This is a genomic window from Roseococcus pinisoli (assembly GCF_018413645.1).
GTDB classification, from domain to species: Bacteria; Pseudomonadota; Alphaproteobacteria; order Acetobacterales; family Acetobacteraceae; genus Roseococcus; species Roseococcus pinisoli.
The window spans coordinates 837,760-862,144 of the sequence record NZ_JAHCDA010000002.1 but is presented as its reverse complement, the minus strand read 5'-3'; the positions used below and the strand labels follow the sequence as shown (position 1 = coordinate 862,144).

21 protein-coding genes are annotated in these 24,385 nt (G+C 69.5%); 11 read left to right on the top strand and 10 right to left on the bottom strand.

Going from position 1 to position 24,385, the window contains the following annotated elements; genetic code table 11:
- Together sufB and KHU32_RS12805 are read right to left on the bottom strand one after the other, a co-directional pair.
- Positions 1-1,455, bottom strand: coding sequence for a Fe-S cluster assembly protein SufB (gene sufB / locus KHU32_RS12810; RefSeq protein ID WP_213670469.1), 1,455 nt, complete (start codon positions 1,453-1,455; stop codon positions 1-3).
- A 10-nt stretch (positions 1,456-1,465) separates the two neighbouring features.
- On the bottom strand, positions 1,466-1,930 hold the full coding sequence (locus tag KHU32_RS12805) for an SUF system Fe-S cluster assembly regulator (RefSeq protein ID WP_213670468.1): 465 nt from the start codon (positions 1,928-1,930) through the stop codon (positions 1,466-1,468).
- A 296-nt stretch (positions 1,931-2,226) separates the two neighbouring features.
- On the opposite strand from KHU32_RS12805, the gene KHU32_RS12800 reads away from it, so the two are divergent.
- The 3 genes from KHU32_RS12800 to KHU32_RS12790 all read left to right on the top strand — a co-directional run bounded on the left by KHU32_RS12800 (position 2,227) and on the right by KHU32_RS12790 (position 5,816).
- Entirely contained in the window at positions 2,227-3,153 is a 927-nt protein-coding gene (locus tag KHU32_RS12800) for an amidohydrolase family protein (RefSeq protein WP_213670467.1), read from the top strand.
- Between the two features lie 29 nt (positions 3,154-3,182).
- Positions 3,183-4,763, top strand: a complete 1,581-nt coding sequence (locus tag KHU32_RS12795; RefSeq protein ID WP_213670466.1) for an ABC transporter substrate-binding protein — start codon at positions 3,183-3,185, stop codon at positions 4,761-4,763.
- Between the two features lie 171 nt (positions 4,764-4,934).
- Positions 4,935-5,816, top strand: coding sequence for an isocitrate lyase/PEP mutase family protein (locus tag KHU32_RS12790; protein WP_213670465.1), 882 nt, complete (start codon positions 4,935-4,937; stop codon positions 5,814-5,816).
- A 7-nt stretch (positions 5,817-5,823) separates the two neighbouring features.
- Here KHU32_RS12790 and KHU32_RS12785 read toward each other — a convergent pair whose 3' ends face one another.
- Both KHU32_RS12785 and KHU32_RS12780 read right to left on the bottom strand, forming a co-directional pair.
- Positions 5,824-6,825, bottom strand: a complete 1,002-nt coding sequence (locus KHU32_RS12785) for a Bug family tripartite tricarboxylate transporter substrate binding protein (RefSeq protein WP_213670464.1) — start codon at positions 6,823-6,825, stop codon at positions 5,824-5,826.
- Between the two features lie 101 nt (positions 6,826-6,926).
- Positions 6,927-7,229 carry an alkylphosphonate utilization protein gene (locus KHU32_RS12780; protein ID WP_213670463.1) on the bottom strand — a complete coding sequence of 101 codons (303 nt, stop codon included), beginning with the start codon at positions 7,227-7,229 and terminating at the stop codon, positions 6,927-6,929.
- Positions 7,230-7,356: 127 nt separating this feature from the next.
- On the opposite strand from KHU32_RS12780, the gene KHU32_RS12775 reads away from it, so the two are divergent.
- Positions 7,357-8,370, top strand: coding sequence for an extracellular catalytic domain type 1 short-chain-length polyhydroxyalkanoate depolymerase (locus KHU32_RS12775; protein ID WP_249681006.1), 1,014 nt, complete (start codon positions 7,357-7,359; stop codon positions 8,368-8,370).
- Positions 8,371-8,390: 20 nt separating this feature from the next.
- Here KHU32_RS12775 and KHU32_RS12770 read toward each other — a convergent pair whose 3' ends face one another.
- Positions 8,391-9,275 (bottom strand): sulfurtransferase, encoded by an 885-nt coding sequence (locus KHU32_RS12770; protein WP_213670462.1) that lies wholly within the window; start codon positions 9,273-9,275, stop codon positions 8,391-8,393.
- A 547-nt stretch (positions 9,276-9,822) separates the two neighbouring features.
- Here KHU32_RS12770 and KHU32_RS12765 point away from each other — a divergent pair.
- Genes KHU32_RS12765 through KHU32_RS12745 form a run of 5 tightly spaced genes read left to right on the top strand, consistent with a single transcriptional unit; the run spans position 9,823 to position 15,238 of the window.
- Positions 9,823-11,427 (top strand): ABC transporter substrate-binding protein, encoded by a 1,605-nt coding sequence (locus tag KHU32_RS12765; RefSeq protein ID WP_213670461.1) that lies wholly within the window; start codon positions 9,823-9,825, stop codon positions 11,425-11,427.
- Positions 11,409-12,419 carry an ABC transporter permease gene (locus tag KHU32_RS12760; protein WP_347265548.1) on the top strand — a complete coding sequence of 337 codons (1,011 nt, stop codon included), beginning with the start codon at positions 11,409-11,411 and terminating at the stop codon, positions 12,417-12,419. The genes KHU32_RS12765 and KHU32_RS12760 overlap by 19 nt, the downstream gene beginning before the upstream one ends.
- Positions 12,419-13,297 (top strand): ABC transporter permease, encoded by an 879-nt coding sequence (locus KHU32_RS12755; protein WP_213670460.1) that lies wholly within the window; start codon positions 12,419-12,421, stop codon positions 13,295-13,297. The genes KHU32_RS12760 and KHU32_RS12755 overlap by 1 nt, the downstream gene beginning before the upstream one ends.
- Positions 13,298-13,301: 4 nt before the next feature.
- Positions 13,302-14,297 carry an ABC transporter ATP-binding protein gene (locus tag KHU32_RS12750; protein WP_213670459.1) on the top strand — a complete coding sequence of 332 codons (996 nt, stop codon included), beginning with the start codon at positions 13,302-13,304 and terminating at the stop codon, positions 14,295-14,297.
- Positions 14,294-15,238: an ABC transporter ATP-binding protein gene (locus tag KHU32_RS12745; RefSeq protein WP_213670458.1), complete on the top strand. Its 945-nt coding sequence runs from the start codon at positions 14,294-14,296 to the stop codon at positions 15,236-15,238. The genes KHU32_RS12750 and KHU32_RS12745 overlap by 4 nt, the downstream gene beginning before the upstream one ends.
- Positions 15,239-15,259: 21 nt before the next feature.
- On the opposite strand, the gene KHU32_RS12740 is transcribed toward KHU32_RS12745, so the two are convergent.
- Together KHU32_RS12740 and KHU32_RS12735 are read right to left on the bottom strand one after the other, a co-directional pair.
- The gene (locus tag KHU32_RS12740; RefSeq protein ID WP_213670457.1) at positions 15,260-16,834 is read right to left on the bottom strand and encodes an ABC transporter substrate-binding protein; all 1,575 of its coding nucleotides are present in this window, start codon (positions 16,832-16,834) and stop codon (positions 15,260-15,262) included.
- Positions 16,835-17,185: 351 nt separating this feature from the next.
- Positions 17,186-18,379 (bottom strand): acyl-CoA dehydrogenase family protein, encoded by a 1,194-nt coding sequence (locus KHU32_RS12735; protein WP_213670456.1) that lies wholly within the window; start codon positions 18,377-18,379, stop codon positions 17,186-17,188.
- A 341-nt stretch (positions 18,380-18,720) separates the two neighbouring features.
- Here KHU32_RS12735 and KHU32_RS12730 point away from each other — a divergent pair, with 341 nt between their 5' ends.
- A complete protein-coding gene (locus KHU32_RS12730; RefSeq protein ID WP_213670455.1) occupies positions 18,721-19,173 on the top strand; it encodes an Rrf2 family transcriptional regulator in 453 nt (150 codons plus the stop codon).
- Between the two features lie 10 nt (positions 19,174-19,183).
- Here the strand turns inward: KHU32_RS12730 and KHU32_RS12725 are convergent, their stop codons facing one another.
- Together KHU32_RS12725 and KHU32_RS12720 are read right to left on the bottom strand one after the other, a co-directional pair.
- Positions 19,184-20,764: an ABC transporter substrate-binding protein gene (locus tag KHU32_RS12725; protein ID WP_213670454.1), complete on the bottom strand. Its 1,581-nt coding sequence runs from the start codon at positions 20,762-20,764 to the stop codon at positions 19,184-19,186.
- Between the two features lie 112 nt (positions 20,765-20,876).
- A complete protein-coding gene (locus KHU32_RS12720) occupies positions 20,877-22,460 on the bottom strand; it encodes an ABC transporter substrate-binding protein (protein WP_213670453.1) in 1,584 nt (527 codons plus the stop codon).
- Positions 22,461-22,718: 258 nt separating this feature from the next.
- Here KHU32_RS12720 and KHU32_RS12715 point away from each other — a divergent pair, with 258 nt between their 5' ends.
- On the top strand, positions 22,719-23,792 hold the full coding sequence (locus tag KHU32_RS12715) for a histone deacetylase family protein (protein ID WP_213670452.1): 1,074 nt from the start codon (positions 22,719-22,721) through the stop codon (positions 23,790-23,792).
- 131 nt (positions 23,793-23,923) lie between these two features.
- Here KHU32_RS12715 and KHU32_RS12710 read toward each other — a convergent pair whose 3' ends face one another.
- Positions 23,924-24,280, bottom strand: coding sequence for a GNAT family N-acetyltransferase (locus KHU32_RS12710; protein WP_283771069.1), 357 nt, complete (start codon positions 24,278-24,280; stop codon positions 23,924-23,926).
- Positions 24,281-24,385: the final 105 nt, after the last annotated feature.

The window sequence follows — 24,385 nt, the reverse complement described above, 5'->3', positions numbered from 1 at the left end:
CTAACCAACGCTCCCTTCGAGCGAGATCGCCAGAAGCTTCTGGGCCTCCACGGCGAATTCCATGGGCAGCTCCTTGAGGACTTCACGGCAGAAGCCGTTCACGATGAGGCCCACTGCCTCCTCCTGCGTCAGCCCTCGGCTGCGGCAGTAGAAGAGCTGGTCCTCGGCGATGCGCGAGGTCGTGGCCTCGTGCTCCACCTTGGCCGTCGCGCAGCGGTTCTCGATATAGGGAACCGTATGCGCGCCGCACTGGTCGCCGATCAACAGGCTGTCGCACTGGGTGAAGTTGCGCGCGCCGGTCGCCTTCGGGCTGACCTTCACGAGGCCGCGATAGGTGTTCTGGCCCTGTCCGGCGCTGATGCCCTTCGAGACGATGGTGCTGCGGGTGTTCTTGCCCACATGCCACATCTTCGTGCCGGTATCGGCCTGCTGGTGGTTGTTGGTGATGGCCACCGAGTAGAACTCGCCCACGCTGTCGTCGCCGAGCAGCATGCAGGACGGATACTTCCAGGTGATGGCCGAACCGGTCTCCACCTGCGTCCAGGAAATCTTGCTCCGCGCGCCGCGGCAGGCGCCGCGCTTGGTCACGAAGTTGTAGATGCCGCCCTTGCCCTCGGCGTCGCCGGGGTACCAGTTCTGCACCGTGCTGTACTTGATGGTGGCGTCGTCCATCGCGACGAGTTCGACGACGGCGGCGTGCATCTGGTTCTCGTCGCGCATCGGCGCGGTGCAGCCCTCGAGGTAGCTCACATGGCTGCCGGCCTCGGCGATGATCAGCGTGCGCTCGAACTGGCCCGTGCTCTTCGCGTTGATGCGGAAATAGGTGCTCAGCTCCATGGGGCAGCGCACGCCCTTGGGGATGAAGACGAAGCTTCCATCCGTGAAGACGGCCGAGTTCAGGCAGGCGAAGTAGTTGTCGCCCTGCGGCACCACGCTGCCCAGATACTGCTTCACCAGCTCCGGGTGGTTCTGCACCGCCTCGGAGATCGAGCAGAAGATGATGCCTTCCTTGGCGAGGCGATCCTTGAAGGTCGTCGCCACCGAGACGCTGTCGAACACCATGTCGACGGCGATGCCCTGCAGGCGCTGCTGCTCCTGCACGGGGATGCCGAGCTTCTCATAGGTGCGCAGCAGCTCGGGATCGACCTCGTCCAGCGACTTCGGCACGGTCTTGTTGCTCGGTGCGGCGTAGTAATAGGCGTCCTGGTAGTCGATCTTCGGATATTTGACGGCGGCCCATTCGGGCTCCTCCATCTTCAGCCACATCGCATAGGCCTTGAGGCGCCATTCGAGCAGCCATTCCGGCTCGTTCTTCTTCGCGCTGATGAAGCGGACGATATCCTCGTTCAGCCCCTTCGGCGCGAACTCCATCGCGATGTCGGTCTCGAAGCCCCACTTGTAGCCGCCATCGTTCGCGGCCTGGACGGTTTCGAGAGTCTCTGCAACGGCAGCCATTACGACGCTCCTAGCTTGACTTGGCGACGAGGTGGTGGGGGGCCGGAAGGGGCATGAAGCCGCCAAGGCAGCCTCCTCCCACCAGATCGGCGACGGAGATATTGGCCAGCGCCTCGCGGATGGCGCGGTTCACGGGGTCCCATCGGCCGCGGACGGGGCAGCAATGCTCGCTCTCGCAGCCGCCCGCACCGCCCTCGACGCAGGCGGTGAGGGCGATCGGGCCGTCGAAGGCCACGATCACCTCGGAAAGCTTGATCTCGGTAAGGGGGCGGGTCAGCCGGTAGCCGCCGCGCGCGCCGCGCAGCCCCTCGACGATGCAGGATTGGGCGAGTATCTTGAGGACCTTCGCCACGGTAGGCTCCGCCAGGCCCGTCCGGGTGGCGAGACCTGGGGCGCTCAATAGCGGCGCATCGCTCTGGCCCATGCGGGACAGAACGACCACGGCGTAGTCGGTCAATCTCGAAAGCTTCAGCACCGCCCATACTCCTGCGATGAGCTCCAAATAGGACCAACTGCGTCCGCTTTGAAGGGGGCGAGTCGCTCTCAGCCATACTTTTCAATAAAAAAACCTTTCGGCTCAAGGCATGGCTGGGACCGGGCCTAGTCGCGGGCCTGGCGGCGGCCTCGCCGCCCGACGTAATCTTGCGCCGCGTCCCCAACCTCCGGGTGAATAACGATTGAATATCTCACGCTGATGACAGGCTGGGTCGTTCCGGGTAGTTCTGGATGTGCTGCATTGCAGTACGGACGCGTTGCCGCTGGAGAACACGCATGCCCATTCCGCCCGAAGGGGCGATGGATGGCGGCCCCGTCATCGATTGCCACCACCACCTGTGGGACCTCTCGCTCGGCAAACATGCCTGGCTGAGCCCGGAGGCCGGCCTCGCGGGACTTGGCGACCTCGCCTATCTGCGCCGCGACTATGGGCCGGCGGAGATCGCGGCGGACATTGCCGGCACCGGTGTGGTCGCCTCCGTCCATGTCGAGGCGTTGTGGGATGAGACGGATCCGGTTGGCGAAACCGCCTGGCTGGATACGCTCGCCCTGCCACCGGGCATCGCCGCGCGCTGCGTCGCCGCGGCGCCGCTTGCCGATCCCCATGTGGAGACGGTGCTGGCCGCTCAGGCGCGCCACCCGCGGGTCGCGGGCATTCGTCAGACCCTGCGCTGGCATCCCGACCCGGCGATGCGCTGGGGCGGTGAGAACCTCCTGGAAAACCCGGCCTGGCGGCGCGGCGTCGGACGGCTGACGCATCACGGCCTGCTGCTGGAGGTGCTGACCAACCCCTGGCAGGCGACCGCCATCGCCGAGCTGGCCGCCGACTTCCCCGACCTGCCGATCGTGGTGAATCACTGCTGCTCGCCGATGGACCGGGACGAGGCAGGGATCCGTCGCTGGCACGAAGGGCTGGCCGCGCTCGGCCGGCGCCCGAGCATCCATCTGAAGCTGTCGAACCTCGCGCGATACGCCCCCGCCTTCACGCCGGAGGCTGCGCGTGCGGTGCTGCAGCCCTGCCTGGACGCCTTCGGGGCCGAGCGCTGCCTCTGGGGGTCCGACTACCCGGTCGCCCGGCGCGAGCTCGGCTATGCCGCCACGCTCGACCTCTTCCGCCGCGCCATCGCGACGCTGCCGGCCGCCGCCCAGCGCGCCCTGCTGCATGACAATGCCGCCCGCCTCTACGGCATCGAGGCCGGCTGACCCTTATCCCACCGCAAAAGGACCTCAGTATGATCCGTCGACGTGCCCTGCTCGGCACCCTTTCCGCCGCCTCGCTCGCCGCCCCCGGCATCGCCCTCGGCCAGGATCGCAGGACGCTGCGCTTCGTGCCCTTTGCCGATCTGGCGGTCCTCGACCCCATCTGGACCACGGCCTACGTCACCCGCAACCACGCGCTGCTGGTGTTCGACACGCTGTACGGCCACGACGAGGCCTATGTGGCCCAGCCCCAGATGGTCGAGAGTCACGACGTCGCCGCGGACGGGCTGCGCTGGGCACTGAAGCTGCGCACGGGCCTGAAGTTCCACGACGGTTCGCCCGTGCTGGCCAGGGACTGCGTGGCCAGCATCCGGCGCTGGGGCGTGCGCGACGGCTTCGGCCAGCAGCTGCTGGCCGCCACCGCCGAGCTGAGCGCGCCCGACGACCGCACCATTCTCTTCCGGCTGAGCCGCCCGTTCCCCCAGCTCCCGGCAGCGCTGGGCAAGGGAACCAACAACATCTGCGTCATGATGCCCGAGCGCCTGGCGGCCACCGATCCGTTCCGCCAGGTCACCGAGATGGTCGGCAGCGGACCCTACCGCTATGCGGCGGCCGAGCGCGTGCCCGGGGCGACGAACGTCTATACCCGCTTCGAGGACTACGTGCCTCGCGAGGGTCGGGCGAGCTTCCTCGCCGGCCCGAAGATCGCGAAGCTCGACCGGGTCGAGTGGACCACCATGCCCGATCCGAGCAGTGCTTCAGGTGCGCTGCGCTCCGGCGGCATCGACTGGTGGGAACTGCCGCCGCCCGATCTGCTGCCGATGCTCCGCCGCACGCGCAACGTGAAGGTCGAGGTGCAGGATCCGAACGGCTATATCGGCGTGCTGCGCATGAACCATCTGCAGGCGCCCTTCAACGATGTGCGGGTGCGCCGCGCCGTGCTGTCGGTCGTCAATCAGGCCGATTTCATGCTGGCCGCCGCGGGTGAAGACCGCAGCGCCTGGCGCGAGGGCGTGGGCTTCTTCTGCCCCGAGACCCCCATGGCCAATGCGGCGGGGATGGAAGCGCTGACCGGTCCGCGCGACATCGAGAAGGCGAAGGCCGAGATCGCGGCCGCGGGTCACGCCGGCGCGCCGGTCACGGTGCTGGCGGCGACCGACCTGGCCATCCTCGATGCGGCCGGCCAAGTCACGCGCGACCTGCTGACGCGGCTCGGTTTCCGCGTGGAATACGTCGCGACGGATTTCGGCACGCTGATCCAGCGCCGCACCAGCAAGGAGCCCGTCGCGCGCGGCGGTTGGAGCGCCCTGAGCTTCTTCACCGGCGGCCTCGACCAGGCGAGCCCCGTCACCAACACCACGCTGTGGAGCAACGGCGCCAACGCTGCTCCCGGCTGGCCGGACAGCCCGCGCATCGAGGCGCTGCGCAGCGCCTGGATCGATGCGCCCGACCTCGCGGCGCAGCGCCGCGTGGCGGAGGAGCTGCAGCTCCAGGCCTTCCAGGACGTGCCCTATTGCCCGCTCGGGCAGTACCTCTTCGCCACGAGCTACCGGACCAGCCTGACCGGCGTGGGCAAGGGCTTCCCGGTGTTCTGGGGGCTGGAGAAGGGCTGAGCTTAGCCCGGCGCGCTGATACCGGCAGCGCGGCGCGAGGTCGGTGGCCTCGCGCCGTGCCGCGGTCGGCTGGCCGCGCCCTCTTCGGTTCATGATCGCTGGACGGATCTCTGGCGCGGGCCGAACATGGCGGGCAAGCCGGCCGAAGCCGGCAGCGAAGGAGGACCGAGAGTGACCCCGACCGCCAGGCTCCGCGCCCTGCTGGCCGAACCGCGCATGATCCGCGCGCCCGGCGTCTATGACGGCATCACCGCCAAGCTCTCCGAGCAGGCGGGCTTTCCCGCCCTTTATATGACGGGCGCGGGCACCTCGGCCTCGCTCGGCTACCCCGATTTCGGCCTGGTCACCCTGTCGGAGATGGCGGGCGCCGGCGCGGTGATCACCCGCTCGGTGAGCGTGCCGGTCATCGCCGATGCCGATACGGGATACGGCAACGAGCTCAACGTCACCCGCACCGTGCGCGAATACGAGCGCGCGGGCCTCGCCGGCCTGCATCTCGAGGACCAGGTGTTCCCGAAGCGCTGCGGCCATCTCGACGACAAGGAGGTCATCCCGCGCGACGAATACATCGCCAAGATCCGCGCTGCCGTCGCCGCCCGTCGGGACCCGGACTTCCTCCTGATCGCGCGCACCGATGCGGGAGCCGTGATCGGCTGGGACGAGGCCATCGAGCGGGCGAACCTCGCGCTGGAGGCGGGCGCGGACATGGCCTTCGTCGAGGCCGCGCGGACGCTGGAGCAGCTCGCCGAGATCCCGAAGCGGGTGCGCGGGCCCTGCCTGCTGAACATGGTCCGGGCCGGGAAGACGCCCGATCTGAGCCTCGGCGAGGGGGAGGCGATGGGCTACCGCCTCACCATCCTGCCCGGCCTGCTGCTCACCACCACCATGATGGCCTGCGACGAGGTGCTGAAGCAGGTGCGGGAGACCGACGCGCCGCCCTCCTCGGTGGGGGTTCCCTCCGTGCGCGACCGCTTCCGCCGTTGGGGCGCCGACGAATGGGATGCGCTGCGCACCCGCTTCCGCGACCCGATCGAGCGCAAGGCCGCCGAATAGGCGGGGCTCAACCCCGCAGGCGCGCCCCGGCGGCGGCGATGATGGCGCCGTAGCCGGCGGTTTCGCGCGCCAGATAGGCCGCGGCGGCCGAAGGAGGCGAGGGCGGGGCCGGGTCAAGGCCCGACTGCTCCAGGCGCTCCTTCGTCGCCGCATCGGCCAAGGTGGCGGCCATCGCGGCGGACCAGGCCGACTGCACGGCCGGCGCCATGCCCGGCGGGCCCAGCAACATGTACCAGGTGATCAGGTCGAAATCCCGGAACCCTGCCTCGGCCATGGTCGGTACTTCGGGAAAGGAAGCCGAGCGGGTGGGGCCGCTGACGGCCAGCGCCCGCAGCACGCCGCCGCGCAGATGCCCGGCGGCGCTGCTGAGCACGGGAAAGCCGAAGCCGCATTCATCCTTCATGACGGCCTCCAGCATCTGGCCGCCGCCGCGATAGGGGACATGGGTTACGGCCGGGTCGCCGCCCGCCCGCTGCAGGAAGAGCTCGGCCGCCAGCTGCGGCGTGGAGCCGATGCCGGAGGAGGCATACGAGGCGCGCCCCTGCTGGGCCCTGATCCAGGCCACGAGGCCGGCGACATCGCGCGCCGGGTGGTCCGTCGCGACCACCAGCACCATCGGCGTCGTGCCCCAGACCGAGAGGGGCGTGAAATCCTCGGTGGGCCGGTAGGTCACCGTCTCGGGCTGCACCATCGGCGCGATGACGAGCGAGGAGGGGTCGGCGAGGATGACGGTGTGGCCGTCGGCCGGCTGGCGGCGGATCCAGGCGAGGGCCAGCGCGCCGCCCGCGCCCGGCCGGTTCTCCACCACCACGGTCTGCCCCAGGGCCTGGGAGATCCGGGGTGCCGCGATGCGGGCCGCGATGTCCGAGGAGCCGCCGGCCGCGAAGCCATTCACCAGGGTGACGACGCGCTCGGGGAAGGCGGCCTTGGCCCGGCCGGGCAGGAGGAGCGGCGATGCCAGGGCCAGGGGCAGGGAGCCGAGCAGGGCGCGGCGGGAGGCATGGAACATCCTGGCGGAATCCTCTGATGGGTCCGATGGCCGTGTTCGTCGGCTTTCCTCCCGCCCAGCTTGTCACCCCGCGACGCTCCCCGCCAAGTGGGATCGCATCCTCAGCGCTTGCGGACGAATTCCGTCCGCAGGACCAGGCCCTTGATGCTCTCGTGCTTGCAGTCGATCTCCTCGTCATTGTCGGTGAGGCGGATCGAACGGATGACCGTGCCCTGCTTCAGGGTCTGGTTGGCGCCCTTCACCTTCAGGTCCTTGATGAGGGAGACGGAATCGCCGTCGGCCAGGATGTTGCCGGCCGCGTCGCGGACCTGCCGCTGCGAGGTCGCCGCTGCGGCGGCCGCAACTTCGCTGGCCGGGCGCCACTCGCCCGTGGCCTCGTCATACACATATTCGTCGTCGGGCATGTCCGCCTCTCCTGGGAATGGGGAACCTTGTTCACGGCCGGTCTAGCAGCCCCGCGCCGCACGCGTCTCCGGGACCGGCGACCGATGTCCTGGCCGGGCGTTCCAATGCCGCCACTCGAGGAGTCTCATGGCACGGCTATCCAAAGCCTTCCGGTTGATGCGGCGCATGGTCCGGCTGCAGGCCTCGGTCTTCAAGCTGCCGCCGCGCCCCCGCCGCGTCGTGGCCCGGCCTCTCGCCGATCCGCCGCCGCCAGCCGATCGCGTGACGGAGTTGCGCCGCTTCGGCTCCAACCCGGGGGCGCTGCGCATGTTCGTCTACGCGCCGCCGCAGCTGGTGGAAGCGGCGCCGCTCGTCGTGGTGCTCCACGGCTGCGGGCAGGATGCGGCCTCCTTCGCCACGCATTCCGGATGGATCGCGCTGGCGCGGCGGCAGGGCTTCCCCCTGGTCCTGCCGGAGCAGGTGCACGCCAATCACCGGAATCGCTGCTTCAACTGGTATCGCCCCGGCGATGTCGGTCAGGCCGGGGAGAGCCTTTCCATCCGGCAGATGATCGCGTTGGCGGCGCGGAGGTTCGGCAGCGACCGCCGGCGCATCTTCGTCGTGGGGCTTTCGGCCGGCGGGGCGATGGCCGGCGCGATGCTGGCCGCCTATCCGGCCCTCTTCGCCGGCGGGGCGATCGTGGCGGGCATGCCCGTCGGCGCGGCGAGTGGTTCTCTCATGGCGCTGCATCGCATGCACCGTGCCGATCCGCTGGGGAGCCGCGCCGCCCTCATCAATGCCGTCCAGGCCGCGTCGCCTGTCCGGAAGGGCGGCCGGTTTCCCCGCATCTCCATCTGGCAGGGCAGCGCGGACCGGACCGTCGACCCCGCCAATGCCGAGCTGCTCGCCGCGCAATGGAGCGGCGTGCATGGGCTGGAGCTGCTGCCCGCTTCGGACACCGAGCCCGCGCCGGGGCTACGACGCCGAGCCTGGCGCGGGCGGTCGGGCGAACGGGTGGAGGTCTGGACCCTGGCGGAGCTGGCCCATGGCTACCCGATCGACCCGGTGGTGGATGAAGGGCGTCCCGGCCCCTGGGTGGTGGAGGCCGGGGTCTCGGCGACACGCCGCATCGCCGGGTTCTGGGGGCTTGGCGACGGCTAAAAAGCCGCGGCTCCCGCCGGCTATCCCACTTCGATGGGAAGCGTCTCGTCCTTCGCCCATTCGTTCATGGAGGCGTCGTAGACCGTGATGTCGGAGTAACCGAGCTGGTGCAGAAGAAACGCGTCCAGCGTGGCCGCGATTCCACCGCCGCAATAGAGGATGATCCGCTTCGACCGGTCGGCGCCGACGGCGGCGAAGGTCCCGGCAACCACTTCCGGCGACCGCAGGGTCATCGACTTGGCATCCACCAGGGAGCCCACCGGCACGTTGACGCTACCCGGGACGCGGCCTGGGCGCCCGTAGCGCGGGTTTTCCCCGCTATGCAGGTCGGGCGCGAGCGCATTGATCGTGCAGGTGCCGCCATCGCCAATGGCCGCCTTCACCTCGTCCTTGCCCACGAACAGGCCTGGGCGCGGCCGAGCGACGAGCGTGGCCGGCGGATAATGGACAATCTCAGACTGGGTCGGCCGTCCTTCGGCCTGCCATTTGTCGAAGCCGCCATCGAGCACCGCCGCCTCGTCGAAGCCGATGGCGCGCAGCATCCACCAGATGCGCGTGGCCCATTGCATGTTCTTGCGCGCGTAGAGCACGACCCGATGGCCGCTGCCGATGCCCTTCGCGGCCAGGCGCGCCGCCAGATCCTCCGGGGACGGCATGGTGAAGTTGAACGGGCTCGACGTGTCAGAGAGCTCGCCCTGCAGGTTCAGGAATGCCGAGCCCGGGATATGCGCCGCCTCGTAGTCCCTGCGGCCGCTTTCGACGCGATAGGGGCGCCCCGTGTTGGCCTCGTAGATCAGGTAGGTCGTGCAGTCGAACACGCGCAGCGACGGATCTTGCAGATGGTCTGCGAGCCACTGGGTGCTGACGATGGCCTCGGGATGACCGTAATGGGCGGCAGTCGACATGGGTGATCCTCCGATACGGGGCTTGGGCGCGGCCGATGCGCCGGTGCGGGCGGTCGAGACTGCCACCGCCATCGCTCGACGATAACAGGCGAAACCGCGTGGCACGGGCATATGCCCAGGATCGCGGCGAGGCTTCGCGGAAAGGAGGGCTGCCGGGCTCGATTGAGGCGTCGTGACGAGCAGGCGGATAAGCGCTGAACAGAGGTCAAATTACACTAATAAAAATAGTATATAATCTAAAAGTCATCTACGCAGTTGACCGCATGCGATCCAGGGCGGAACGGTTCCGGCGCCTCGCCATGCCGTTTAAAGGCTGTAATTTCAACAAAAATCACAACGATCGCGTACCTCTTAGTATATGGTGATTTATAAATATCACTCTTTACAAAAGTATTTTATTCCATCACCCTGACGGCATGCAGGAAGATCATTCCCGGCCACGTCGATGTCGCGGCCCGGCGTCCATGCCGGTCGCCGTTCCGTGCCGCTCCGCGACACCCCTCGCGCCCTCCCAAGTCTGCTGACTTCAAACCGACGGATTTCAACGATGCATCGCCGCGATCTGATGGTGGGGGGCCTCGGCCTCGGCCTCGCCGCCCTGCCGACCTTCGAGCCGGGCACGGCCCTGGCGCAACCCGTCACCCCCACGCGCGGCGGTGTCGCCCGCATCGTGGTGGAGGAACCGCCGATCCTGACCTCCGCCTTCATCACCACGATGAACATCGGCATGGTCTCGTCGAAGATCCTCGAGGGCCTCGTCAGCTACGACCTCGACCTGAAGCCCGTGCCGGCGCTCGCGGAATCCTGGGAGACGAGCGCGGACGGCCTGCGCACCACCTTCCGCCTGCGCCAGAATGCCAAGTGGCATGACGGCACGCCCTTCACCGCCGCCGATGTGCGCTTCAGCCTGCTGGAAGTCTGGAAGAAGCTGCATCCCTTCGGCCGCGCGGTCTTCGCCAATGTCACCGAGGTCGAGACGCCCGATCCCTACACGGTGACGGTCGTGCTCTCCGCGCCTGCGCTCTACCTCTTCAACTACATCAACACCTACGGCGCCCAGATCCTGCCCCGGCACATCTACGAGGGCACGGACATCCTGAAGAACCCGGCCAATGTCGCGCCGATCGGGACCGGTCCCTTCCGATTCAAGGAATGGCAGCGCGGCAGCCACCTCGTGCTGGAGCGCAACCCCGACTACTGGCAGGCGGGCAAGCCCTATCTCGACGGCATCATCTTCCGCTTCATCCCCGATGCCGTGGCGCGCAGCGTGGCGCTGGAGGCCGGGGAGATCGACGTCACCATCGGCTCGCTCATTCCCGTCACCAGCCTGCGGCGATTCTCGGACCGGGCGAAGTACACCATCAACACCGATGACGGGCGCTTCCTCGCCTCGATCTTCCTGGCGCAGATCAACGTTCGCCGTCCGCATCTGGGCGACAAGCGGGTCCGCCAGGCGCTCTCCCACGCCATTGACCGCGCGGGGCTGGTCCGGCTGGTCTGGCAGGGCTACGGCAAGCCCGCGACCGGGCCGATCCCGTCCTCGGTCACGCAATACTACCACCGCGGCAATCCGCAGGCCTACGACCCGCGGCGGGCGGAGCAGCTGCTCGACGAGGCCGGTCTGCGGCGCGGGGCGGACGGTAAGCGCTTCCGGATCAACCTGGTGTCCGGCAGCGGCAACAGCCTGGAATCCGGCCGCGCCGGCGAGTTCATCAAGCAGGCCTTCGCGCGCATCGGCGTCGATCTCGAGCTGATCATCGAGGATTCCGCGGCCTATCTGCGCCGCGTCTACACCGATGGCGACTACGACATCATGACCTCCAGCCTGCACAAGCTGCCGGACCCGACGCTCGGCGTGCAGCGGCTCTACTGGACGCGCAACATCGTCCGCGGCGCGCCCTGGACCAACGGCTCTGGCTACTCGAACCCCGAGCTCGACCGGATCATGGAGGCCGCGGCCGCGGAAGGCGACCTCGCAAAGCGGCGGGACCTCGTGAACCGCTGGCAGGAGATCGTGCAGGAGGACGCGCCGATCCTCGACCTGGTGGAGCTGACCTGGACCACGGTCTCCACCGCCCGCTTCCGCAAGGAGCGGGTGCAGGGGGACGGCATGTTCGCGGGGCTGGAGGATGCGTGGCTGGCGCCGCGGTGAAGCGGCGCGGCCTGCGGTCCTTCCTGCTGCGGCGGCTGTGGCAGGTGGTGCCGGTGCTCTTCGGCATCGCCGCGCTGAACTTCCTGATCCTGCAGGTCGCGCCCGGCGATGTGGTGGACGTGCTGGCCGGCGAGGCCGGCGCGGCCACGCCGGAATACATGGCTCAGCTGCGCGCGGCCTTCGGGCTGGACCAGCCGGTGCCCGTGCAGTTCGCGCATTACATCTGGAACCTCGTCACGCTCGATCTCGGTTTTTCGTTCCGGCAGAACATGCCCGTCCTCGAGCTGATCATGAGCCGGCTGCCGGCGACGCTGCTGCTGATGCTCGCCGCGCTCGCCATCGCGGTGACGCTGGGCTCGCTGATCGGCGTGGTGGCGGCGACGCGGGTGCGCAGCTGGGTGGATACGCTGCTCTCCGGCTTCGTGCTGCTGACCTACGCCGTGCCGACCTTCTGGCTCGGGCTGATGGCCATCGTGCTGTTCTCGGCCGTGCTGGGCTGGCTGCCCTCGGGCGGCATGTACACCGTGGGGGCCGGCCTGACCGGCTTCGCGCTGGTCGGCGACGTGCTCGCGCATCTGCTGCTGCCGGCGCTGACCCTCTCCACCTTCTACCTCGCCGTCTATGCCCGTCTGGTCCGCAGTTCCATGCTGGAGCTCTACGGCGCGGACTTCATCCGCACCGCCCGCGCCAAGGGGGCGGGCGAGTGGCGCATCACGCTGGTGCACGCCTTCCGCAACGCGCTGCTGCCCATGGTGACGATGCTGGCCTACCAGTCGGCATCGATGCTCAGCGGCGCGGTGCTGGTGGAGACGGTCTTCTCCTGGCCCGGCCTCGGGCGCCTGGCCTTCGAGGCGATCCGCACCCGTGACCTCAACCTGCTGCTCGGCATCCTGTTCTTCAGCTCCGTCGTGGTGGTGCTGGTGAACCTGCTGGTGGACCTGGTCTATGTGCTGATCGATCCGCGCGTGGACCCGACGGCGAGGAGGGCCTGATGTCCGGTATCGCGCTCACTGCGGCGCCCCCCGCGGCTTCCGACAGCCCCGGCCTGCTGCGCCGCCTCGCGGGGAACCGCTCTGCCGCGCTGGGCGGGGTGCTGCTGGCCCTGGTCCTGGGCTTCGCGGTGGTCGGCCCTCTGCTCTGGCCCGGCGATCCCTGGGAGATGGTGGCCGCGCCCATGCTCTGGCCCGGCGAGGACATGGCCAATCCGCTCGGCACCGACGTCATGGGCCGCGACCTCGCCACCGGCCTGGTCTCCGGCGCGCGCGTCTCGCTGCTGATCGGCCTCGTCGCCACGCTGATCGCGGCCACGATCGGCACGCTCTTCGGCGCGTTGGGCGGCTTCTACGGCGGCCGCACCGATGCCGTGCTGATGCGCGTGACGGAGCTGTTCCAGACCGTGCCGACCTTCGTGCTGGCCGTGGTGCTGGTGGCCGTGTTCCGCCCTTCGGTCACGACGGCGGTGCTGGCCATCGGCATCGTCTCCTGGCCGGCCACGGCGCGTCTGGTGCGCGCGCAGTTCCTGGTGCTGCGCGACCGCGAATTCGTGCTGGCGGCGGAGACGCTGGGCATGAGCACCCCGCGCCTGATCCTGACGCAGATCCTGCCCAATGCGCTGCCGCCGGTGATCGCCATGTCCACCCTCACCATCGCCCATGCCATCCAGACCGAGGCGGCGCTCTCCTTTCTCGGCCTCGGCGACCCGAACGTGATGAGCTGGGGCACCATCATCGGCGGCGGGCGGGAGCAGCTGACCGAGGCCTGGTACGTCTGCGGCCTGCCCGGCATCGCGATCATCGTCACCGTGCTCGCCTTCAACCTGCTGGGCGAGGGGCTGAACGACGCCCTCAACCCGCATCTGCAGAGGCGCTGACGCCATGCCCTTGCTCGAGATCCGCGGCCTGCAGACCTGGTTCGAGACGCGCGCCGGCACGGTGAAGGCCGTGAACGGCGTGGATCTTTCCATCGAGCGCGGCGAGACGGTGGCGCTGGTCGGCGAAAGCGGCAGCGGCAAGTCCGTCACCGCCTATTCCGTCCTGCGGCTTATCGAGGCGGCGGGCGGCCGTATCGCCGGCGGCGAGGTGCTCTTCGACGGCACCGACATGCTGCGCCTCGATCTCGCCAGCCTGCGCGCCGTGCGCGGCAACCGCATCGCCATGATCTTTCAGGAGCCGCTGTCGGCGCTGAACCCGGTGCAGAGCATCGGCACGCAGATCGTGGAGGCGCTGCGCCTGCATCGCGACATCGGCCTCCGCGCCGCGCGGGAAAGGGCCGTGGAGCTGCTCGAGCTGGTGCGCATGCCCTCGCCGCGCGAGCGCCTGGAGGAGTATCCGCACCGGCTTTCCGGCGGCATGCGCCAGCGCGCCATGATCGCCATCGCGCTCGCCTGCGAGCCGGACCTGTTGATCGCCGACGAGCCGACCACGGCGCTGGACGTCACCACCCAGGCGCAGATCCTGGACCTGCTGCGCGAGCTCCAGGGGCGGCTCGGCATGGCGATGCTGCTGATCACCCACGACCTCGGCGTGGTGGCGGAGACCGCCGATCGCGTCGCGGTGCTCTATGCCGGGCGGGTGGTGGAGCAGGGGCCGGTCGAGACGCTCTTCGACGCGCCGGCCCATCCCTATACGCGCGGGTTGCTGGACGCCGTGCGGATCGAGGAGCTGCCGCCCGGCAGCCGGCTGCCGGAGATCCCCGGCATGGTGCCCTCGCTGCTGGCCCTGCCGCCCGGCTGCGCCTTCGCGCCCCGCTGCCCGCGCGCCACGCCCGCCTGCGACGCCGGGCCGCCCGCGATGCGCGCCGGTGGGGAAGGGCGCCTGCACGCCTGCTTCAACCCCTGGCTCAGCACGGTGGAGGGCAGGGTGCCGGCATGACTGCGCCGCTTCTGGAGATGCGCCGCGTGGTGAAGCACTTCCCCGCGAATGGCGGCATGGTGCGGGCGGTGGACGATGTCAGCCTCCAGGTCGCGCCGGGCGAGACGCTGGGCCTGGTCGGCGAGAGCGGCTGCGGCAAGTCCACCCTCGCGCGGCTGGTCATGCGGCTTTTCCCGCCGAGCGACGGGAGCATCCTTTTCGACGGCACCGATCTCACCACGGCCGACCGCGCCGCGGTGGCGGAGTATCGCTCCGGCCTGCAGATGGTCTTCCAGGACCCCTTCGCCTCGCTGAACCCGCGCGAGACCATTGGCCGCATCCTGGAGCAGCCGCTGGTGGTGCATCGGCGCGGTGGCCGGGCCGAACGGCGGGACCGCGTGAACGCCCTGCTGGAGCGGGTGGGCCTGCGGCCGGAGATTGCCGCGCGCTATCCGCATGAGCTCTCCGGCGGGCAGCGCCAGCGCGTTGGCATCGCGCGCGCGCTTATCCTGCATCCGCGCATGATCGTCTGCGATGAGGCGGTCTCCGCGCTGGACGTCTCGGTGCGAGCGCAGGTGCTGAACCTGTTGCTGGAGCTGCGCGCGGAGCTCGGCCTCGCGGCGCTCTTCATCTCGCACGATCTCGCGGTGGTCCGGCACATGTCGGACCGCGTGGCGGTGATGTATCTGGGCGAGGTGGTGGAGCAGGCCGATCGCGACAGCCTCTGGGACCGGCCGCTGCACCCCTATACGCGCGCGCTGATCGCCGCCACGCCGAGCACCAGCCCCGCCGCCCGCCGGCGCGAGAGGCTGATGCTGCAGGGCGACCTGCCAAGCCCGATCGACCCGCCGCGCGGCTGCCGCTTCCATCCGCGCTGCCCACTTGCCCAGCCCCGCTGCCGGGAAGAGGCGCCCGCGTTGCGCCGGGTCGGCGCAACGGAGGTCGCCTGCCACCTGGCCTGAGGGCGGCGGCGGCCCGGGCGGTTAGCCCCGCCGGATGTTCCAGAAGATCGGGAAGCCCTCCAGCCGGTCCTGCAGGTCGGCGCGCAGCGCGGTGCGGGAGAGGCCGGTGCCCGTCGGCACGTAGCAGACCTCCTCCAGCGCCACGCGCTGGATGTCGCGCGCGATGGCCTTGCGTCCGGCCTCGTCGGGCGCGTCGAACCACTGCTCGCGCAGGCTCTCGAGCTCCGGGATCACCGGCCAGCCGAGATAGCCCTCCGTCCCGTTGCCGCGCAGCAGGGGATGCTGGGCGGGATCGGCGAAATCATAGGCCGTGAAGCCGCTGAAGAAGGCGGACCAACCGCCCTTGTCCAGCGGCTCGCGGCTGTTGCGCCGCTGCAGCAGCGTGCCCCAGTCGGATTCCGCGAAGTCGAGGTTGAAGCCCAGGCGCCGGAGCAGATCCGCGGCCACCGGGCCACGGGCGGCGATGGAGGGGATGTCGGTCGCCCCCAGCAGGCGCGCCGGCGCGCCAGTGCGGCCGGCTTCGCGCAGCAGGGCCTTGGCGCGGTCGATCTCCGGGCCGCGCACCCATTCCAGGCCGGCGTCGTTGGCCATCGGGCTGCCGGGCGTGAAGACGCCGGTGCCTGTCCGCCAGAAGGCCGGGTCGGTGCCGTAATCGGCGATCAGGAAGTCCTCCTGCTTGGTCGCGAGGAGGACGGCCTGCCGCACGCGCTTGTCGTCGAAGGGCGCGTGCAGGTGGTTAAGGCGCAGGAAGCCGTTATTGCCCGCGGAATCCAGCGCCGTGACGCGGATGTTGCGGTTGCGGGCGAAAAGCTGCGTCAGCTCGAAGGGCGGCTGCTCGAACCAGTCGATCTCGCCGGCCTGCAAGGCTGCGGAGGCCGTGCCGGCATCGGTGATGATGCGCCACTCGATCCGGTCGAGGAAGGCGCGCTTCGGGCCGGAGACGAAGCTCGGCGTGCCGTCCTCGCGGGGGACATAGCCCGCATGGCGCTCATAGATGGCGCGGTCGCCGGAGATGTACTCATCGGCCTTGAACCGGAAGGGGCCGGAACCCGTGGGGTCGGTGATCTGCCGGAAGGCGTCGGTCTGCGCGACGCGCTCGGGCATGACGAAGGGCGGCTGCCCCGAGAGGGCGAGGGCATTCGGCAGCAGCGGGAAGGGCTTGCGCAGCCGGAACTGGATCCGCCGGTCGTCGAGGGCGGAGAGCTCCTCGGTCACGCTGAGCAGCTTCTGGCCGAAGGGCACGCGCTGCGCCCAGCGGCGGATGCTCGCCACCGCATCCCTTGCACGAACGGGCTCCCCGTCATGGAAGACGAGGCCCTCGCGCAAGGTGATGATCCAGCGGCGACCGTCATCCTCGACCGTATGGCCGGCCGCCATCTGCGGATGCACCTGATAGGCGCGATCCACGGCGTAGAGCGTGTCGTAGACCAGGTAGCCGTGGTTCCGCGCGATATGGGCGGAGGTCCAGATGGGATCGAGCGAGCTGAGATTGGCCTGCGGGACGAAGCGCAGGACGCGGTTGCGCGTGTTCTGGGCAAGGGCCGGGCGCGCCAGCAGGGCGGCCGCGGGCGTGGCGAGAAGCTGTCGCCTGTTCATGATGAGGGCTCCGTGAGAGGCGGAAGGGGTATCCGGGATGGGGGCGCCGGTCGGGTGCCGTTAGCGGAGGCGCGCTGGAGCTCCGGCGAGACACGAGGCCCCGCGACAGCGGCGGCGAATCCCGGCCATGCCGAAGGGCGGTCGCCGTTTCTGGTGTGGTGCGACGGACATGCCCTGACGGATATCAACATTTTATAATCGTATAAAAGTTAAATATGCAAAAAAATACGATAAAATATGAAAAACCCAAGGCTTTCCTATCTGAAGGCCGGCGTTCGTGCCCCTCGAATCCCGAGCGGGCGGACACCAAATTAACATTTCAAAGTAGTTGTTATTCGCGGCGGGAAGCGGTTACTCGGCGGCCATACGCGCGGGGCCCGGCTGTCCCGCGGCGAGCGCCGCGCGTCCCGCGGTGGTGCGGAGCAACTCGCTATGCGGTGCGTGGATGCGGCCGCACAGCGCGTCGCGATGCAGCCTCTCGAGCGGATGGGATCGCGAAAGGCCGTGATTGCCGGTGAGGTCGAGCGCCGCGGCTGTCACCTCGGCCGCGGTATCGACGACGAGCTGCTTGAGCAGATTGCTCAGCGGCAGGGTGACGTCGGGCGGCGCGCCGCCATCGACGTCCTGAGCGAAGAGTCGCAGCAGCGTGGCATTGAGGGACAGCTGCGTCTCGATGCGGCCGACCGCCTCCTGCATGCGGGGCAAGGTGGCGAGGGGCGCGCCGAGACTGCTCGGCACGCGGCCGTTCAGGAAGCGGACGAGCCAGTCGCGCGCGGCGCGGGCGATCCCATCATAGAGCGCCGCCAGGAGGCCGGCGTTCCAGAGCAGGGTCGTGCTGGCGCGGTCCGGTGGGCTGCCGGCGGGGCGCAGCACCGTGACGTCGGCGGCCGGCACGAAGACGTCGTCGAGCACGACCTCATGGCTGTTGGTCGCCCGCATCCCGACATGGTCCCAGTTCTCGATGACGGAGATCCCAGGGGAGCGCGCGGGAATAACGAAGTTGCCGACCCGCGTCTCGGCCTCGTCGGTGCGCGCGAGGACATAGAGCCAGGCCAGGCCGGGGATGCCGGTGCAATAGGCCTTCCGGCCCGAGAGGCGCCAGCCGCCCTCGACCCGACGGGCGAGCGTTCCCGGCAGGCCGCCGCGCGAGGCGGAGCCCAGCTCCGGCTCGGCGAGCAGGGCGTTGATCAGCGCCGGGTGGTTTGCGGCCTCCCGTTCCAGGCGGCTGGCGAGATCCTCGGGCCAGTTGTCCCGCTTCGCGATGGCGGCGTACAGCATGTAGTGGTTGACCAGGAAGAGCGCCGTCGAGGCATCGCCCCGCGCGACCTCGCCCACCACGGCCTGCGCCGTGCCGAGGCCCGCGCCATGGCCGCCGGCCTCGCGCCGGACAGCCAGCGCCAGAAGCCCGGCGGCATGAAGTGCCTCGATATGCTCGAAGGGGAAGGCTGCGGTGCGATCGAAGGTCGCGGCTGTCGCGGCGAGGCCGGTGGCTACCTGCGCCGCTCGCCGCAGGAGCGCGGCGCGGTCGTCATCAAATGCTCTCACGGATACCCCTTCGACAGGTCGATACGGCTTGGCCCTGAGGCTAACGGTGCAGACCAATGACTGATAATTTACACCATAAATTATAGTTGTTTATATATTTACCATAAATAAATGTTTTATCAACGGGCGTCGCCCGTCTGCGGAAGAACGTAAGCCGCTGAGCCATTGGGGGGCTGGCGGGTCGAATGGGGAGGTACACCCCGGGAGCCCCAGAGGATGGAAGCGGCCCTGAAAGAGTTCTCCATGTCCGCGGAGCAAATTTACAGGCGTGGCGAATGAGGGGTTGGATTCATCTTCGGCATTTGGCAAATTTCACATGAAATAATTGGGGATTCGTTGCCATGCTCCTTCGGCGAGACCGCGCCTTGCTGGCGCTCGATATCGCGCTCGACATCGCCTTCCACGCCGGGCGCGGCAGCGAGGTGACCGGCGCGGCCGAGATCGCCGATCGACTGGGCGCCGCCCGCCGGGGGATGGAGCCGCTGCTCCAGGCCCTGGTCCGTGCCGGCCTGCTGGACAGCGTGCGCGGCCCGCGCGGCGGCTATCGGATGGCCCGCGCGCCACGCGAGGTGAAGCTCTCCGAGATCGTCGCCGCCGTGACGGAAACCGAGGAGGAAGACGCCCCGCCGCCGCCCGGCAAGCTCGCCGCGGCCGTCACGCTGCCACTGTGGACGGAGCTCGACGAGCTGCTGGCCAAGCGGCTGCAATCGCTTTCGCTGCAGGACCTGCTGAAGCGCGCGGCCGCGGCCGGGCTGCGGCGGTCCGTCTCCGAACCGCTGCACTTCGTCATCTGATCGCCGGCGCTCAGCCCCGGCGAAGCCCCCAGAAGGCGGGCAGCGGGGTCTTGGCCAGGCCCGTCAGGTCCGTGCGCAACGCCGTGGGCTCCGCCCATTGGCCCACGGGCAGGTAGGGAACCACCTCGACCGCCGCCTGCTGGAGCCGCCTCGCGGCCTCCTGCTGCGCGGCGAGGTCGGTCGCGTCGAACCAGCGGTCGCGCAGCTGCTCGAGCTCGGGGCTGTTGGGCCAGCCCGACCAGGCCTGTGGACCATTGGTCCGGAGCGGCGTGTTGGTCGCGGGGTTCAGCATGCCGGCGCCGATCCACGTCGTCGCATGGGCGTTCCAGCCGCCCTGGTCCGGCGCGGCGCGATTGGCGCGGCGCGTCAGCAGCGACCCCCAATCCATGCTGAGATACTCGACGTTGAGGCCGATCGCCTGGAAGGTCGCCGCGGTCACCTGGCACAGCGCCTTGATGTTCTCCATGTCCGCGGGCGCGAGCAGCACGACCTTCTCGCCCCGATAGCCGGCGCGCTGGACCCGAGCGCGCAGCGCCGCGAGATCGCGTGGCCCGGTGAACAGCCCCTCGAGCCCGGCGCGGCTCGCGAGCGGGCTGCCCAGGGTGAAGTAGCCGACGCCGGCCTGGCCGTACTCCTTTTCATCGCCGACCACCGACGCGACGTAATCCTCCTGATTGATCGCGGCCAGGGCCGCGCGGCGGATCTCCGGATTGTCGAAGGGCGGGTGGAGGTGGTTCAGCGCCACCAGCCCGATGCGGCCGAGCGTGTTGAAGACGTCCAGGCGCAGCCCGCGCGTGCGGCGGATGCGCGGCACCAGGTCGAAGAGCGGCTGTTCCACCCAGTCCACCTCGCCGGCCTGCAACGCGGCGAGCGCCGTGCCGGGGTCAGGCAGGCTGCTCCATTCGATGCGCTCGAAATGCGCGATCTTGCCGCCGGTATAGCCGTCCGATGGCTCGTCGCGGGGCTTGTAGCGGTCGAACCGTGCATAGGCCGAACGGCCGCCCACCACCCATTCGTCACGCAGGAAGCGCCAGGGGCCGCTGCCGACATAGTCGGTGATCTGCTGGAAGGCATCGGTCCGTGCCACGCGTTCCGGCATGATGGCAGCGCGCGCCAGGGCGTCCGGCAGGAGGGGGAAGGGGCGGCTCAGGCGGAATTCCAGCCGCCGGTCGTCGAGGGCGCTCAGTTCGTCCAGCTGCGCGAAGAGGCGCTGGCCGAAGCCGTCGCGGCGGGCCCAGCGGCGCAGCGAGGCGATCACATCCACGGCGCGGACGGGCTCGCCATCGTGGAAGAAGAGGCCTTCGCGCAGCGTCACCGTCCAGCGCAGGCCGCCATCGGAGATCTCATGCCCCGCGGCGGCCTGCGGCTTCGGCAGGTTGGCGGAATCGAGGCCGTAGAGCGTGTCGTAGATGAGCTGGGCATGCGTGCCGGTGGCGGCGGCGGTGGTCCATACCGGATCAGCTGCGGTCAGGCCGCTGGCATTGGGCGCGAAGCGCAGCGTGCGCGTTCGGCGGTCCTGCGCGATGGCCGGTCCGGCGAGCGCGCCGGAGGCGGCGCCGGCGGCCAGCTGGAACATGGTTCTGCGATGCATCTGGAGTCCTATCGATGCCATGGAGGAATGCCCGCGCGTCGCGCGGGAGGTGAGGTGAAGGGCTGGCGGCCGGTCGCGGCGCGCGCCGTCGGGGACGGCGGCGCCTGTCCGGTCATCCCTTCCGGAGGTTCCAGAAGACGGGGTATCCGCCGCTCAGGATGCCGCTGATGTTCCGGCGATAGGCGGTGCGCGGGATCACCTGGCCGAGCGGGACATAGGGCAGGTCCTCCAGACCCTGGCGCTGCAGATCGGCGGCGAGGCGCTGCCGCGCCTCATCATCCGTCGCTGAGAGCCATTGGTCCCGCAGCGCCTCGATCCGCGGCGAGTCCGGCCAGCCCACGCGGCTGGCGGCGCCGTTGCCGCGCAGGAACTGGTGGACGCCGGGGTTGAGCTGGTCGGCGCCCGCCCAGGTGACGTGGAAGGCGCTCCAGCCGCCCTGGTCCACGGGGTCGCGCTTGGCCAGCCGCTGCTGCGTGGTTCCCCAGTCCTGGGCCTGAAGGTCCAGGTTGAAACCGATGCGGCGGAAGAGATCGGCGCCGATCTCGCCGGCCGCCTTCAGCACGGGCAGGTCCGTGGGCACGAGCAGCGCCACGCGTTCGCCGCGATAGCCCGCCACCTCCAGCGCGCGGCGCGCCTTGTCGAGGTCGCGCGGGCCGGCCAGCGCGTCGAGGCCGGCCTGGTTGGCGAGCGGCGTGCCCGGCGGGAAGACGCCGACGCCAGTGCGCCAGTAGTCGCTGTTCTCGCCGGCGGCGGCCATCACGTAGTCGGCCTGGTTCAGCGCCGGCAGGATGGCGCGGCGGATCGCGGGATTGTTGAAGGGCGGCTGCAGCTGGTTGAAGCGCAGCGTCAGCATGGAGCCCGTGGGATCCTGCACCGCCACGCTGATGTTCCGGTTGCGCCCCAGCAGCGGCAGCAGGTCGAAGCCCGGCGCCTCCCACCAATCCACCTCGCCGCGCTGAAGGGCGGCGGCCGCGGTGGAGGCGTCCGGGATCACCTGCCATTCGACGCGCTCGATCTGCGCGCGCTTCGGACCGGCCAGGAAGTCGGGCGTGCCGTCCTCGCGCGGGCGGTAGCGATCGTTGCGGTCGTAGACGAGGCGGGCACCGACCACCCGCTCCGCCGTGTTGAAGCGGAAGGGGCCCGAGCCCACCAGCTCGGTGATCTGGCGATAGGGATCGGTGCGGGCGATTCGCTCCGGCATGATGAAGGCCTGGGGCGAGCCGGGCTTGGCCAGCGCATAGGTCAGCAGCGGGAAGGGGCGCTTCAGCCGGAAGCGGATGGTACGGTCGTCGGGGGCGGAGAGCTCGTCGGTGGCGGCGATCAGCGCGTCGCCGAAGGCATCGCGCACGGCCCAGCGACGGATGCTCGCCACCGCATCGCTCGCCAGCACCTTCTCGCCGTCATGCCAGAGCAGGCCGTCGCGCAGGCGGATGGTCCAGAGCTTCCCGTCATTCTCGACGGTGTGGCCCTCGGCCATCTGCGGCTGCACGCGGAACTGGCTGTCGAGGCCGTAGAGCGTGTCGAAGATCAGGGCCGCGTGATTGCGGGTGACATAGGCGCCAGTCCAGACCGGATCGAGCACGCCCACATCGGATTGCGGCACGAAGCGCAGCACGCGGTTGTCCTGCGCCTGGGCGAGGGTCGGCGCCGCCAGCACGCTGCCGGCGGAAAGAAGAACGGAACGTCGGGTGGGCATGGGATGTCCTTCGCAGGCCGGCGGTCGCGGCTGCGCTCATGAGTTCGGCGAGGAAGGGAGGCGGATCGGCGCGTCAGGCGCGGGCGCGACATCGCCGGTCGGCCGCGGGGAAGAGCGGCTGGGAGGGGACGGCGATCGGGGCCGGGCGGAGCGTGGTCACGAGCGGGAAGATAACAACCTATAATTTTAGTTCAACTATTGTTATGCGAATTTTAAATGTGAAAAACTTTCCCGACAACCTCGACGGACCTCGGCTCCATGTCCCACAGCTCCCGGCAGGCGCCAGCCCTGCGCGTCTTCCTGCCTCCCGCCCACGCCCGGCACGATCCTGACAGCGTGATCGGCAGCGGCGCCGCGGCACGCCCCTATTTCGAGCGTCCGACCCGCATCGACGCACTGCTGCGCGCGGTGACCGCCGCGGGATTGCAGGCGGAAGCTCCGCGCGACCACGGGCTGGCGCCCATCGAGGCGCTGCATGAGGAGGGGTATCTGCGCTTCCTGGCCAGCGCCTACGACGCCTGGCGCGCGGAGCCTGGCTTCGCCTCGGACCCGGTGGTGCGGCCCACTGCCTTCGCCGTGCGGCCGCTGCACCGCAAGCCGAGCTCCGTCGTGGGCCTGGCGGGCTGGTATCTCGCGGGGCACGGCGCGCCGCTCCTGCAGCACAGCTGGTCCGCGGCGGTGGCTTCCGCCCATGCCGCGGTGGAGGCGGCGGACACCGTGCTCGCCGGCGCGCGGCAGGCCTATGCGCTGACCCGGCCGCCCGGCCATCACGCACATGCCGACCTCGCGGGCGGCTTCTGCTTCCTGAACAATGCGGCGATCGCGGCGCAGCGGCTGCGCGACGGCGGCGTCGCGCGCGTCGGCCTCCTGGACATCGACGTGCATCACGGCAACGGGACCCAGGCGATCTTCTACGAGCGCGAGGATGTGCACGTCGTCTCCGTGCATGGCGATCCGGCCGGGCTCTATCCCTTCTATGCGGGCTATGCGGATGAGACGGGCGCAGCTGCGGGCGCGGGGCGGAACCTGAACCTTCCGCTGCCGCCGGGCGCGACGGACAAGGCCTGGCTGGACGCGGTCGAGCGTGGCCTGGAAGCGCTGCGCCGGCCGGGCCTGCCCGATGTGCTAGTGCTCTCCCTCGGCTTCGATGCCCAGGCGGGCGATCCCACCGCCAACCTCGCGGTGACCGCCGAAGGGTTCCGGGGCGCGGGCCGCCGGATTGCGGATCTCGGCTTGCCCACCGTCATCATCCAGGAGGGCGGCTACCTGATCGAAAAGCTGGAAGCCAACCTGACCGCCTTCCTGCAAGGATTTCTGAGCGCGCGCGCCTAGTCCGATCGGCGAAAGGGATCGGGCATGCCGGCCCGGTCCCATGCTGCCTCATCGGAGCACGGCGGGGATAATTAACGATACATATAGGTGAATTCGAGCCTCGACCTCATTTCGAGGCGCCGGTTATCCGCTCAGGCAATCCTCAGCCGGGTCAGTTCCTCGTAGTCGCCCTCCGGCGAGGTGCCGCAGCCGGTCGCGACGAAGCCTTGGCAGAGATAGAACAGCCGCGCTTCGGTGCTCCTGGTGAGGCATTTGAGGCGGTAGGAACGCTCGGGCCATCCGGGCAGGGCGGCCAGGAGTGCCTTGCCGACGCCCATCCCCCGCCACTCCCGACGCACATAGAGCATGTGGATGAAGGCGTCCGGCGCCCAGACCGAGACGAAGCCCAGGATGTCGTCTGCTGCCGATCGCGCCACCAGGATGTCCTCGCCCTGGCTGTCGTGGGAAAAATCGGACAACCGGAAGTGGTCCGAGTCCAGCCAATGCATCGTCTCCCGCCGGACAGTGGCATAGATCTCGGCAAGCACGGGCGTGTCGCCAGGTCTCGGCGAAGCGACGGCGACAGGCGGCGGCGAAGGAGGGGGCAAGTCGGT